We start from the raw sequence: 13,820 nt of genomic DNA on the forward strand, positions 1-13,820 counted from the left end.
TTTTCTTACACCCTTAAACGGCAAACGGCAGCCGAAGCTGCCGTTTGATACTGATTTGTCATTTGTATTACTTTTTACAGGATATTGCCGACACTTACAATCTTTAATGTATTGGTGCCGCCGTGTACGCCGAGGTGATCGCCATACGCCATGATCAATAAATCACCGTCTTCAACCAGCTTTCTGCGTTGCAATTCTTCTATCGCAAGGCGGTTTACTTCGGTGGCCGGTAACGAGGTTGCATCGAACATGATTGAGTGTACACCCCGGTACAAAGCCACGCGGCGCTGGGTGCTCGGGTGTCGGGTCAGGGCAAAGATGGGCAGTCCGGAACTGATGCGCGACATCCATAACGGCGTTGAACCGGATTCGGTCATGCAGACAATGGCCTTCACGCCGCGGGTCTGATTGGCGGCGTACATGGCGGCCATTGCGGTGGCCTCATCAATTCGTTTGAACTGGTTGCCAACACGGTGGCGCGAGCTGGTGGTGAGCTTGTGCTTTTCGGCACCGATGCAGATATCGCTCATGGCTTTAACGGTTTCAACCGGGTAGCTGCCCGCTGCAGTTTCTGCTGAACACATGATCGCATCGGTACCGTCGAGTACCGCGTTGGCCACATCGAACACTTCGGCGCGGGTCGGGAAGGGGTTGTCGATCATCGATTCCATCATCTGGGTGGCGGTGATGACAATGCGGTCGAGAGTACGGGCGCGCTTAATAATGTGCTTCTGAACACCGATGAGTTCCGGGTCGCCGATTTCTACCCCCAGGTCTCCGCGGGCCACCATAACGACATCGGAGGCGAGGATAATCTTGTCGAGGTTTTCGTGATCCAGTGTGGCTTCGGCACGCTCCAGTTTGGCCACCAGCTCTGCGCCGGACCCGGCTGCATTTAATAGCTGGCGCGCCTCGATCATATCTTCAGGTCCGCGCGGGAAAGAGACAGCAACGTAATCAACACCAATTTCAGAGGCGGTGATGATGTCCTTCTTGTCCTTCTCGGTTAGGGCGGCTGCGGATAAACCGCCGCCCAGCTTGTTAATGCCCTTGTTGTTAGACAACGGGCCGCCCTGAATAACAATCGTATGCACGGCGTTGCCGTCGACCTTTTCAACCTGCACCTTCACCCGGCCATCATCCAGCAGATAGATGTCCCCTGGTTTGGAATCTTTAGCTAAAGCCGGGTAGTCGATGCCGACGCGGGTTTCATCGCCTGCGGACTTATCAAAGTCGACATCCAGAATAAATTTTTGGCCGTCTTTCAGCTGTACCTTCTTGTCGTCTTTGAAGCGGGCGATTCGAATCTTCGGGCCCTGCAGGTCGGCGAGAATGGCGCACGGCGGTAAGCCGAGCTTTTCGGTGATCGCACGAACTTCATTTGCGCGCCGTTGGTGGTCTGCGGCGTTGCCGTGAGAAAAATTCAGTCGAACGGTATTGGCGCCAGCTGCGATTAAGGCTTCGAGAACCCCTTCCCGATCGGTCGCCGGGCCCAGGGTGGTAACGATTTTTGTACGTCTCATGCGTTGTTATTACCTTTGGTTAGGTTAATCGTTAGTATCCGATGAAAAGGGCCCTCGACCTTTAATAACCAAACAACACGCAGTCGCGCCGCTCAACAGCAGATGAAACAGAAGGTTAGTCGGTATCCTCGTTTTTGTAACGGGTATCTGCCAGTGCCGCTTTTATTCTGCGCAGGTGGCTCTGGAATTCCGGCCCAAGCCTCAGGGTGACGCCCATTGAAAGCACATCTAGTACGGTCAGGTGCACAATGCGTGAACTCATAGGCGTGTACATGTCGGTGTTCTCAGAACTTTCGACCCCCAGAATAATGTTGCTGGCCTTAGCCAGTGGCGAGTGTGGCGAGGTCAGCGAAATCACGGTGGCGCCGGAGTCACGAGCGATTTCCGCCGTTTCGACCAGTGAAATGGTGCGGCCGGTATTGGAAATGATCACGATGACATCGCCGGGTTTCGCCGCGGCGGCGGACATGCGCTGCTGCAAAACATCGATATAGGCCACGCAGGGTGTATTCAGGCGGAAAAACTTGTGTTGCGCATCCTGACAGACACTGCCGGATGCGCCCAGGCCATAGAACTCGACCCGCCGAGCCTGAGAAAGTGCATCCACTGCGCGGGTCAGGGCATTCGGGTCGATGGAGCGTTTGGCGTCGGTAATGGCGCTGATGGTCGCTTCAAATATTTTACCGCTGTAGTCTTCTACGCGGTCGTTGGCTTCCACATTGCGGTTCACAAAGGGGGTGCCTGTCGCCAGACATTGGGCAAGCTTCAGTTTGAAATCCGGGAAGCCGGTGCAATCCAGGCTGCGACAGAACCTGTTGACCGTCGGTTCTGACACATTGGCGGCCTTGGCCAGGCTGGCAATGCTGGAACGGATGGCTTTGTTTGGATCTTGCAGAATCACCTGGGCTACCTTTCTTTCACTTTTACTCAGGCAGCTGGGGTTCGATTTCAGGCGTTCCAGTAGGTTTGTCGACATGTGTTGTTTTCCGATAAGGTCGAGTGCAAAGGATTGTAGGAAATTAACAACTTCACCGTAAAGTGATCTAGCTTAAGGTTTTCTTCTATTTCTTAAAGTCTTTCTGAATTGTTCTGCCATTGCCCGTATTTATTGGCCTGTGGTGGATTTGCATAAATAAAAAGATTGTTTTTAATCTGTAATAAAATTACGAAAAGGCATCGCCGAAGCTCATTGCCGGGCTGTCTGGCTGGTGTTGGCGCAGGCTAATGGGTGGTCGAATATTGTCTGGTTGTCGTGTTTCCTCCCCCGTTTCTATTCTGAGCAGGCATTCGTTCTGCTAAAGTAATTTGTCAGTGTGACAAGGCATGAGTGCCCAGCGTTGCACGGCAAAACTATAAAAGGCAGGCGGATAAAAAGTCGCTGAGCCAATAAACCAAAAATGAGTTTTAAATTCACAGAAAGCGAAAGGAATAACTATGGAACAACTGGGTTTGATTGCCGATATTGGCGGCACCAACGCACGGTTTGCGCTGACCCCTATTCGGGCGGTTAATGCCGATGGCTCACTGACACTGAAAGAAGCCGATCTGATCGCGCCGCAGGCACTCGACGGGGCCAGCTATGCCACCATTGCGGATGCCGCAGAAGCCTATCTGGCTGAAATTGCAGAGGACTACGGGCGCCCCGAGCATGCAGTTATGGCGATTGCGTGCCCGACAGATCAGGATCAGATCACCATGACCAACCATTTCTGGTCGTTCAGTGTGAAAGAACTGAAGGCGCAGTTGAAGCTGAAAAGCCTGTCCTTTATTAATGACTACAACGCCATGGCCAACTGTATTCCACAGCTTGATGACGATGGCCTGATCAAGATTGGCCGTGGCGAGGCGCAGCCCGGTAAGCCAATCGCGGTCACGGGGCCGGGGACTGGCCTGGGGCTGGCGGCACTGGCATTTTCAGACTATGGCCCGGTAACTCTGGAGACCGAAGGTGGCCATACCCACTTCGCGCCAACCAATCTGGATGAGCTGGAGGTGCTGACGTTTCTGCTGACCAAGTTTGAGCGGGTGTCTCAGGAGCGCTTGCTCTCCGGCCAGGGTCTGGAAAACATCTACCAGGCGCTGGCACATGGCGAAGGTAAGGATCTGACCATGGCCGCTAAGGATATTTCTGCCGCCGCGCTGGCCGGTTCCGATGCGCTCTGCCTGAAGGCGCTGTCTATGTTTTGTGCTGTGCTCGGGGGCTACGCCGGGGATGTAGCGCTGGCCATTGGTGCCAAAGGCGGCGTCTATATTACCGGTGGCATTATTCCGCGCTTTATCGATTTCTTTAAAAGCAGTGAATTCCGCGCCCGCTTTGAAAGCAAAGGTCGCCTATCCGGGTTTGTGGAAACCATACCGACCTATGTGGTGGTGTCTAAGCAGCCTGGTCTGTTGGGTGCGGCTGCTGTATTGAACCGGAAGATATCGAACTGATCTGAGCCGCCAAAAGTCAGCTTTACAGCTGATTGACTAAACCCCGCCGATTTTTTTGTCGCGGGGTTTTTTATTTGTCCTATTCTGAATAGTCATTGCGGAGGTGTGCTGTTCGGTTCCAAAAGATGGACACAACCGGTGGGTGCAAAAATTCCCACCCGATGAAAAATCCTACCCGACATCCCGTTTTTCAACATGGGTTTTAACCTGAACTAACTTAGACTAGGGTCGAATTCGACGTCTGCTGAGCTCTCTGAGAATTGGTCGTAAATTAATTAAGAGGTTGTTAAGTATGGTAAACCATGAGCTGGTTGCAAAAATTGCTCATTTGCGCGGCATATCCCGGAATTACATCGATTTTCGGGGATATTCTTCAGAGGTTCCTATCGAAAATGTCAGTGCCATTGTGCGGGCGATGGGATATGACCTGGAGAATGAGGCCAAGCTCAGTGACCAGGCATGGCAGCTTGACACCCATCAGTGGAAAAAACTGCTCGAGCCGATAACAGTACTCTCTCCGCTGCGCGGCACTTGGGGTGTCAGTATTTATTATCCGGATTGTGGTCCTGGTGTTCCGGGGCAGTGGACAGTTGAGCTGGAGACGGGTGCAACGGAATCTGCCGGGTTTGATGTGGCGGCACAGCCGGAAACCGGTGAGTACTGGATGGACGGCATACGCTATGTTCGGCGTTTGCTGCCGTTGCCGCAGAGCTTGCCGCTGGGTTACCACCGGTTAACGGTGAAAATTGCAGACCAGGAAATGGCGGCAAAACTGGTTGTGACGCCGAAAACCTGTTTTCACTCAGAGGCAATGACCCGCGGCGATAAAATCTGGGGCACGGCGATTCAGCTGTATACCCTGCGCTCAGACAATAACTGGGGCATGGGTGATTTCGGTGACCTGGATGTTCTCATTCGTGAAATGGCCGAGCAGGGGGCCGATGTGATCGGTCTGAATCCGATTCACGCACTCTACCCAAACAGCCCGGATCACTGCAGTCCCTACAGCCCGTCAGACCGCAGTTTTTTGAACGTGCTGTATGTTGATATTCCCCGCGTGGTTGAGTTCGAAAACTCGCCGGCGCTGAAGCGAAAGTATGGCACCAAGAAGTTTGCAGCGCGGGTTGCCAAACTGCGTGAAACAGACAGCGTCAACTATGCTGGTGTCAGTGAACTGAAGTTCGAGTTCTTTGCCGAGCTGTATAAGATGTTCAAGAAGAATCACCTGAACAAGGGTACTGATCGCGATCAGGCGTTTCAGCGCTATCTGGAAAAGCAGGGTAGTGCATTGCAACAGCATGCGGTTTTCAGTGCGCTGCTGGCGCATTTCAGCTCTGAAGACGAATCCTGTTGGGGCTGGCCGACCTGGCCGGAAGCCTATCAGGGGCACAAATCTGAAGAGGTTAAACAGTTTGCTGAGGAAAATTCCGACGCTGTTACCTACTGGTGCTATCTGCAGTTTATTGCTGATGAGCAATTGAAAGAATTAAGTGCTCTGGCTGAATCGCTCGGCATGAAGATTGGCTTGTATCGCGATTTAGCCGTGGGGGCAGACAGAGGCGGCGCAGAGGTTTGGAGTAACCGTGAAGATTTCTGCCTGGATGCATCTATTGGTGCTCCGCCGGATGCCTTGGGGCCTAGCGGGCAAAACTGGGGCTTGCCGCCACTTGACCCGGTTAAGTTAAAGGCCGATGGCTACAGCACGTTTATTACCCTGCTACGCAACAATATGAGTGCCTGTGGTGCGCTGCGCATTGATCACGCGCTGGCACTGCTGCGGCTGTGGTGGTGCCCGCCAGGGGCGGATGCCTCTTACGGCGCTTACGTCTATTACGACCTGTTCGACATGCTTGGCCTGCTGAACCTGGAGTCTGTTCGTAACCGCTGCATGGTTATTGCTGAAGATTTGGGGACGGTGCCTGAAGAGGTTATGCGCTATTTCCCGCAGGCAGAGCTTTATTCCAACAAGGTCTTTTACTTTGAAATGAATCAGGGTGGCTGCACCGAGCCGCAGCACTATGCACAAAAGGCACTGGCCATTGTCTGTAATCATGACATGCCCACGGTAAACGCCTATTGGGATAAGTCGGATCTGGAGCTGCGTAAGCAGCTGGGCATGTTCGCAACGGAAGAGGATTTCGTAAATGAAGCCAATGCCCGCGAGCACGCGAAGTTCCTGATTCTGGAGTTGCTGCAGCGCCATGGCAATCTGCCGCAGGGAATGGTCGTTGATCCGGCAATCAGCAAAGAAATGACGAAATCGCTGAATGAGGCCATTCATTATCAGTTGGCCGGAACAGCCTCGCAGATTATTGCTGTTCAGCTGGAGGATATGATGGATATCAAAACGCCGGTGAACGTGCCGGGTACCAGTGATGAGTACCCGAACTGGCGGCGTAAACTGACAATGAGTTCCACCGAACTGTTTGCGCAGCAGGGTATTCAGGCGTTCTGTAAAAAGCTGGGTGAAATCCGTAAAAACTGACGGTTGACGCCGTCATCGAAGCAAGCATGAATTATTTTAATCTAATACATTATTTAAATTCATTCATGCTTGCCCACCTTCAATAGGGGTGGTATAAATACCCTCAGAAATTCCAGAAAGTGCCCGTTAGGGGCGCGATTGGTATAAACGCTCGAACATACGGGCGGTGCCGCATCTTCTTGAGCCGTCGGGCTTTTGAATAAAAAATAACTAACAAACGAGTGTGACAACAATGGCTAGCATAAAATTTGAAAACGTTATCAAGAGCTATGGCGATGTAAACATCATCAAAGGGCTGGATCTCGATATTCAGGACCAGGAATTCATGGTGCTTGTGGGTCCTTCCGGTTGTGGTAAATCAACAACACTGCGTATGATCGCCGGCCTGGAAGATATCACCGAAGGTAACCTTTATATCGGTGACCGCGTTGTAAACAACGTTCACCCGAAAGACCGTGATGTTGCCATGGTATTCCAGAGCTACGCGTTGTACCCGCACATGACCGTTTACGAAAACATCGCCTTTGGTCTGCGCCTGCGCAAGATGGCCAAAGAAGAGATTGATCAGCTGGTTACTGAAGCCGCTGAAACTCTGGGCCTTGCGCACCTCCTGGAACGTAAGCCGAAAGCACTTTCCGGTGGTCAGCGTCAGCGTGTTGCCCTGGGCCGTGCAATCGTTCGTAAGCCTTCAGTATTCCTGTTCGATGAGCCGCTATCCAATCTGGATGCCGAGCTGCGTGTGCAGATGCGGGCTGAAATTGCCAACCTGCAGAAACGCTTGGGTATTACGTCCGTATATGTAACGCACGACCAGACTGAAGCCATGACCATGGGCGATCGCATTGCGGTTCTGCACGATGGTAACCTGCGTCAGGTTGGCTCTCCGCTGGATCTGTACGACACACCTGCCAACGTGTTTGTTGCCCAGTTTATTGGTACGCCAAACATGAACATCGTGAAGATGAAGGTTTCTGAAGATGGCGGCAAGCTGACCCATGCAGCGGTAGAGATTGATACGCCGGCAGGCTGGAAAGATGGCGTTGCCGCCTGCAAGGGTAAAGACGTTTATGTTGGCTTCCGTCCTGAGCATGTGCGTGAAGAAACGGAAAGTGAATGGACCCATACCGCGACCATCAATGGCAAGGTCACCATTATTGAGACTCTGGGTCACGAAGTGGTGGTTCACTTCCTGGTAGAGGGTGAAACCAAGCCGATGATCGCTAAGATGGATGTTCACCGTACGCCTCGCGTAGGCGATACCGTTACTCTGCACATCAATACCAATAAGTTGCATATCTTTAATGGTGAAACCCAGGAGCGCCTGTAAGCTCCGGATCGCCAATTGTTAAAAAAAGCCGGCATCTGTCGGCTTTTTTGCTTTTATCTGGCTTAAAATATGGTTTTCAGCTGCCAACTGTTGTGGCTTTGAATCTGAGGTTTGAATGAAATTTAAAATAGCGACACCCAGCCATTACTTCACCGATCTGCACCTGCCCTGGGATCGTCACCTGAACGAGTGGCCAGAAGAGAAGTTTGTTGAGGTAGCGCGCGGTATACATCGCAATGTCGTTAAGTTTATTTCCAATCAGGGCAAGGTATATGCGCTCAAAGAGCTGTCGACGCCGATTGCTGAAAAAGAGTACGGCCTGCTGCGCGAGCTGCAGGAGCTGGAGCTGCCGGTTGTAGAGGCGGTTGGGCTTGTCACACACCGTGATGCTAACCTGACCGATGAAGAAAAGGCCGCCAGAAAGAGCCTTGACGGGCGTGGTCTGCTAATCACTAACTACATGGTGGGCGCTTTGCCTTACCGCGTTATCATCGAGAACGGTATTTCCAAAGAACAGCTGTTTCAAATGCTGGATGCGCTGGCTGAGCTGCTGGTGCGTTTGCACCTGTCAGGTTTTTACTGGGGCGACTGCTCATTTTCCAATGCCCTGTTCCGGCGCGATGCCGGCCTGATGGCGGCCTACCTTGTGGATGCGGAAACGGGCGATCTGCTCGATGAGGTGCCGGACATGCGCCGTGAATTTGATCTGGATCTGGCGCGCACCAATATCGCCGGGGACCTCATGGATATGGAAGCCGCGGCCTGTTTGCCGGGAGGGCTTGACCCTATCGATCTTGCCGATTCACTGGTTGATCAGTACAACCGGCTCTGGTCCGAGTTGACGCATTTTGAAGTATTTGATCCTGAAGACCAGTTCCTGATTGAAAAGCGTATCAGCCGCATTAACGATCTGGGCTTTGATGTGGAAGAGATGGAAATTTCCATTGTCGACGGCGGTAAAAAGGTGCGAATGGTGCCGCGCGTGGTTGAGCACTGGCACCACAAGCGTAAGTTGGCCTCGTTGACGGGTATGCATGTTCAGGAAAACCAGGCGCGCCGTTTGCTGAACAGCCTGAACCGCTACCGGGTCATCTTATCGGAGCGCGAAGCAAAAGAAATTCCTCTGCCGGTGGCAGCCTACCGCTGGATGTCCGAGATTTTTAACCCCAGCTTGCAGGCGGTCCCCGCCGAGCTGAAGGGCGATTTGGAGGATGCGGAACTGTTCCATGAAATACTCGAACACCGTTGGTACTTAAGCGAATCTAGCCATGCCGATGTTGGCATGCCGGCTGCCGCGGTCTCTTACGTGGAAAATGTTTTGAAGAAGCGTAAGTCATAAAAGCTATCCGCTGAAGCTCTGGCTGCGATTGTTTGCCAATTGGATGTTGAATTTCCCGGATGGGCGCCCATTAAGGGGCTACCTGAATCAAGTATTCTTTTAAGCGAATCAAATATGGCTTATGCATTAGAAATTTCCGGGCTGACCAAGATTTACGACAATGGCTTCCAGGCATTGAATGGTATAGACCTGAACGTGGCCAGCGGTGACTTTTTTGCCTTGCTCGGTCCCAACGGCGCAGGTAAATCGACCACCCTCGGTATTGTGTCGTCACTGGTGAATAAAACCGAAGGCTCTGTGAAGGTGAATGGTTTCGACCTGGATACCCAGCGCGAGCAGGTTAAACGCAGTTTGGGGGTGGTGCCACAGGAGTTTAACTTCAATACCTTTGAGAAGGTTATTGATATTGTTGTCCAGCAGGCCGGATATTACGGTCTGCCGCGCAAGGTTGCGCTGGAGCGGGCGGAAAAGTACCTGAAGCAGCTGGACCTGTGGGAAAAGCGTGATGTTCAGTCGCGCATGCTTTCAGGCGGCATGAAGCGCCGGCTGATGATCGCCCGGGCCTTGATGCATGAGCCAAAAATTCTCATTCTGGATGAACCCACTGCCGGCGTGGATATTGAAATCCGCCGCACCATGTGGACGTTTCTAACCCGGCTTAATCAGCAGGGGACAACTATTATTCTCACGACTCACTATCTGGAAGAGGCCGAATCTCTGTGCCGCAACCTGGCCATCATTGGCAGGGGTGACATCATTGCGCGCGGGGCGACCAAAGAACTGTTAAAAGAAAAGGCCAATTCAACCTTTGTTGTAGATTTGCACGATGCGGTGACTGAAATCCCGGAGGCGCTGCAGGCGTTTGGTGCCAGAGTGATCGATGACTACAGTCTGGAGTTCAGTATTCAAAAGGGTGCGAGCCTGAACCGTGTATTCGACCTACTGAACTTTGCGGGCATCAACGCGATCAGTATTCGTCCTAAAACTAACCGGCTTGAAGAGCTGTTTGTGGATTTAACCGGAAACAATGCGGAACAGGAGGCTGACAATGAACAGTAATTATTGGGTGGCCTTCGCGACGATTGTTTCAAAAGAGGTACGGCGCTTTCTGCGTATATGGCCGCAAACGCTGCTGCCGCCTGCTATTACGATGGTGCTTTACTTTGTTATCTTCGGCAATCTGATTGGCAGCCGGATCGGCCAGATGGGTGGCTTTGACTATATGCAGTTCATTGTGCCCGGCCTGATTATGATGTCGGTCATTACCAACAGCTATGGCAATGTCAGCTCCAGCTTCTTCTCTAATAAATTTCAGAAATCGCTCGAAGAGTTACTGGTTGCACCGGTGCCCAATTGGATTGTGCTGTTCGGCTTTGTGGCTGGTGGCGTTGCCCGCGGCCTGGCCTGTGGGGTAATTGTGTTGCTGCTTAGCCTGTGGTTTTCGAAGCTGACGATTGCTTATCCGCTGGTGACGGTATCGGTTATTCTGTTGACTGCAGTCGTGTTTTCTCTCGCGGGCTTCATCAATGCGGTATTCGCGACCAAGTTTGATGATGTCACCATCGTGCCGACCTTTATTCTGACGCCGCTGACTTATCTGGGTGGCGTGTTCTACTCCGTTTCTCTGCTGCCGGAGGTTTGGCAGTGGGTCAGCAAGTTGAACCCGATTTTATATATGGTTAACACCTTCCGCTTTGGCATTATAGGTGTGTCTGATATCCCGGTGCTGACGGCCTATATCGTGCTGGGTATTTTTGTGGTGGTGCTGACCGGCTGGGCGATGTATTTGCTGAAAACCGGTCACGGGCTGCGCTCTTAAACATTAATCAGGATTGAAAATGAATTCACCGGAATCTTCTCCGCTGGGTAAAGCCAGCAGTTATAAAGACACCTACGATGCCTCCTTGCTGTTTCCTATTGCGCGTCAGGAAAAGCGCACAGAGATTGGTGTCGACAGCGCAGAATTGCCCTTTGCCGGAGTGGATGTCTGGAATGGCTATGAGCTTTCCTGGCTGAACCCAAAAGGTAAACCGGTGGTGGCTATTGCTGTATTCCGCATCCCGGCGGAGTCGCCAAAGCTGATTGAGTCGAAATCGTTCAAGCTGTATCTGAATTCCTTCAATCAGAGCCATTTCGACAGTATTGATGAGGTGCAGGCAAGGCTGGCGGCAGATTTAACAGCGGCAGCCGAAGCTGCGGTTGGTGTCGACGTCTTTAAGCTTGATCAGGCCGCTGAACACGAGCAGGTATCTGCTATGGCTGCTGAATGCATTGATGATCTGGATGTGCAGATTACCGGCTACCAGACGGATGCCTCGTTGCTTGAATGCTCCGATGAGATTGTCAGCGAAAAGCTGTGTTCACACCTGTTGAAATCCAATTGCCTGGTAACCGGGCAGCCGGATTGGGGTTCGGTCTTTATTGAATACACCGGGCCGAAGATTAACCGTGAATCGCTGCTCAAGTATCTGATTTCGTTCCGTCAGCATAATGAGTTTCATGAGCAGTGTGTGGAGCGGATCTTTGTTGATCTGAAGGCGCAGTGCCGGTGCCAGACCCTAACCGTCTATGCGCGCTATGTGCGACGTGGAGGCCTGGATATCAATCCGTTCCGCTCCGATGACGCGCAGGCTGAGGTGAACAATATCCGCTTGGTGCGCCAGTAAGGCTGGCGCTTGCCTTCAGCCGGTGATGTTTTTCTGAATCAGAGAGGTTTTGACCTTTTCCAGCGTATCGAGAATGCGGTCTTTTTCGTAATCCTTCACCTTTTCCATATCCAGCGACATGGAGAAGCCTTCCAGATCCAGTTCGGTGAAGCTTCTTCTGGCGCCTAAGTCTTTACGGAAGTCGACGACCTGATAAACCGGAATCGGCCGGCTGAAGCCCTTGGCTTTAATCTGGCCCTTCTCGCGGCACAGTATGCGGTCCTGAACCAGGGAGTAGGTTTCGTAGGAGATCAGGATTTCGCCGGAATCTGCGGAGGATTCCAGCCGTGAAGCCAGGTTGACTTCTTTGCCCAGCAGGGTGTAATCCATGCGTGTTTCAGCGCCAAAGTTACCGACCGTGCAGTAGCCGGTGTTGATGCCCATACGAATTTCCAGCGGGTGCTGAATGCCCTGAGCCTTCCAGCGCTGGCGCAGTACCTTCATATGCTTGCGCATTTCAATGGCCATGGCGACGCAGGCTTCAGCGTCTTTCTTCACACCCTTGGTCTCCGGGTCGCCGAAGAACACCATAATGGCATCACCAATAAACTTATCGATGGTGCCACCGTGCTTCATTACGATTTTGCTCATCTCAGTTAGATAGGTGTTGATCAAGGCGGTCAGCGCTTCTGCTTCCATCTGTTCCGAAAGCTGGCTGAAGCCTTTGATGTCTGAAAAGAAGATAACCAGCCGCTTACGCTTGGTTTCCAGCTTTACATCCTGCTTGCCGCGGAAGATGTTTTCCCATACCTGGGGCGACAGATACTTGGAGAGCTTGCGGGACAGTGTGCGGTACTTTTCGTTTTGCTTGTACATTTCCAGCCGGGCTGCCTTTAAGCGGCGCGCAGACTGGTTGGTGTAGTAGGCGGTAATGGCAACGTACATGCCGGTTCCGAAGCCGGCAATCAGAATGGTTATCAGCGATGCTTCGACCCGTTCGAAGGTCGGGTGCAGGTGATAGACGATTGCAGCTCCGGCAGCGAAGAATATCAGGCAAAGCAGGTAGGCCGTGGTTTGGCCGATAACAATAAAGCTGGCATTGGCCATGATGAGAATCAGAATTGAGGGCTCAATAGGTGCGCCCATGGCGCTGATCATAGCACCGGTGAAAAAGGCATCGAAAATGACCAGCCCATAGCCTACATGCTTGGGGTAGCGGTGTCGTAGCGGCAGGCTGAAATAGCGCGCTGCCAATGGGTAGATCAGGCAGAAAACCACCAGAACCATAAAGAACGGCGGTAACGAGCCAAAGGATATGGTGCTGACCAGTGTGCCGGCGAGTGTTAAATAGATGATCGCCCGGGAATTAAACTCGGCCGCGATCGGCAATACGGTAAAGCGGTCAAAGAGTTCCAGTTCCTGGGTGGTTTGTTGCTTGGCACGACTGTTGGCTGGCTTATTTGCTGGCCGTTTGGATTTCGATTGTCTTTTGGTCATGCCCTGTTACACCCGAATTTGTATGATTTTTGCTGATAGGATGACTGTACTTTAAAACACCCGTAAAAGATTGGGCAAGGTCATAGTTTAAAGATGTCAGTTTTTTGCCGTGGTTTTCAGGTTTGGAGCGGTTTTATGGACCTTTGAGTCAGATTAACCCAAGCTAAGCCATTGTTTTTTATGAAATACCTTGCCAGCGGCTCTGTAATTCGATAAAGTGCGCCCCCGCTGAAGACGTGACCTTCAAGGCATGGTTTTTAGCCGGTTTGAATGTGAGCTCTATGCAGCATTCAGATTTTGGTGAGTTGTCCGAGTGGCTGAAGGAGCACGCCTGGAAAGCGTGTATACGAGAAATCGTATCGAGAGTTCGAATCTCTCACTCACCGCCATTTAGTCGGAGCATAGCGCAGTTTGGTAGCGCATCTGGTTTGGGACCAGAGGGTCGGGGGTTCGAATCCCTCTGCTCCGACCAATTCTTTCTTTCCCCTTCTTTTAGTTTCAGATCTGGCAACTTCCCGTTAATGTTGTGCCGAAAGGGTATGGCGGTTGGTCTGGTCCCGTTTTAATTTCT

General features: G+C 52.1%; 10 protein-coding genes and 2 tRNA genes. 9 read left to right on the top strand and 3 right to left on the bottom strand.

What is annotated here, in order from left to right; translation table 11 throughout:
* Positions 1–74 precede the first annotated feature (74 nt).
* Positions 75–1,523: a pyruvate kinase gene (gene pyk / locus BCF53_RS12120; RefSeq protein WP_132702006.1), complete on the bottom strand. Its 1,449-nt coding sequence runs from the start codon at positions 1,521–1,523 to the stop codon at positions 75–77.
* Positions 1,524–1,638: 115 nt separating this feature from the next.
* The gene (gene hexR / locus BCF53_RS12125) at positions 1,639–2,499 is read right to left on the bottom strand and encodes a transcriptional regulator HexR (protein WP_132702007.1); all 861 of its coding nucleotides are present in this window, start codon (positions 2,497–2,499) and stop codon (positions 1,639–1,641) included.
* A 458-nt stretch (positions 2,500–2,957) separates the two neighbouring features.
* On the opposite strand from hexR, the gene glk reads away from it, so the two are divergent.
* The 7 genes from glk (at position 2,958) to queF (ending at position 11,773) form a co-directional block, all read left to right on the top strand.
* Positions 2,958–3,956 (top strand): glucokinase, encoded by a 999-nt coding sequence (glk, locus tag BCF53_RS12130; protein ID WP_132702008.1) that lies wholly within the window; start codon positions 2,958–2,960, stop codon positions 3,954–3,956.
* A gap of 292 nt (positions 3,957–4,248) precedes the next feature.
* A complete protein-coding gene (malQ, locus tag BCF53_RS12135; protein WP_132702009.1) occupies positions 4,249–6,441 on the top strand; it encodes a 4-alpha-glucanotransferase in 2,193 nt (730 codons plus the stop codon).
* A gap of 232 nt (positions 6,442–6,673) precedes the next feature.
* Positions 6,674–7,768, top strand: a complete 1,095-nt coding sequence (locus BCF53_RS12140; RefSeq protein ID WP_132702010.1) for an ABC transporter ATP-binding protein — start codon at positions 6,674–6,676, stop codon at positions 7,766–7,768.
* 115 nt (positions 7,769–7,883) lie between these two features.
* Complete coding sequence (locus BCF53_RS12145) at positions 7,884–9,107, top strand: DUF4032 domain-containing protein (RefSeq protein ID WP_132702011.1); 1,224 nt, start codon at positions 7,884–7,886, stop codon at positions 9,105–9,107.
* Between the two features lie 114 nt (positions 9,108–9,221).
* Positions 9,222–10,166, top strand: a complete 945-nt coding sequence (locus tag BCF53_RS12150) for an ABC transporter ATP-binding protein (RefSeq protein ID WP_132702012.1) — start codon at positions 9,222–9,224, stop codon at positions 10,164–10,166.
* Positions 10,156–10,926 carry an ABC transporter permease gene (locus BCF53_RS12155; protein WP_132702013.1) on the top strand — a complete coding sequence of 257 codons (771 nt, stop codon included), beginning with the start codon at positions 10,156–10,158 and terminating at the stop codon, positions 10,924–10,926. The genes BCF53_RS12150 and BCF53_RS12155 overlap by 11 nt, the downstream gene beginning before the upstream one ends.
* Before the next feature lie 19 nt (positions 10,927–10,945).
* Entirely contained in the window at positions 10,946–11,773 is an 828-nt protein-coding gene (gene queF / locus BCF53_RS12160; RefSeq protein ID WP_132702014.1) for an NADPH-dependent 7-cyano-7-deazaguanine reductase QueF, read from the top strand.
* A gap of 15 nt (positions 11,774–11,788) precedes the next feature.
* Here the strand turns inward: queF and BCF53_RS12165 are convergent, their stop codons facing one another.
* Positions 11,789–13,249 carry an adenylate/guanylate cyclase domain-containing protein gene (locus tag BCF53_RS12165; RefSeq protein WP_132702015.1) on the bottom strand — a complete coding sequence of 487 codons (1,461 nt, stop codon included), beginning with the start codon at positions 13,247–13,249 and terminating at the stop codon, positions 11,789–11,791.
* A gap of 299 nt (positions 13,250–13,548) precedes the next feature.
* On the opposite strand from BCF53_RS12165, the gene BCF53_RS12170 reads away from it, so the two are divergent.
* Positions 13,549–13,638: transfer RNA gene (locus BCF53_RS12170), tRNA-Ser, on the top strand.
* Positions 13,639–13,644: 6 nt separating this feature from the next.
* A tRNA-Pro gene (locus BCF53_RS12175) sits at positions 13,645–13,721 on the top strand.
* Positions 13,722–13,820: the final 99 nt, after the last annotated feature.

Source organism: Reinekea marinisedimentorum (assembly GCF_004341165.1).
Taxonomy (GTDB): Bacteria; Pseudomonadota; Gammaproteobacteria; order Pseudomonadales; family Natronospirillaceae; genus Reinekea; species Reinekea marinisedimentorum.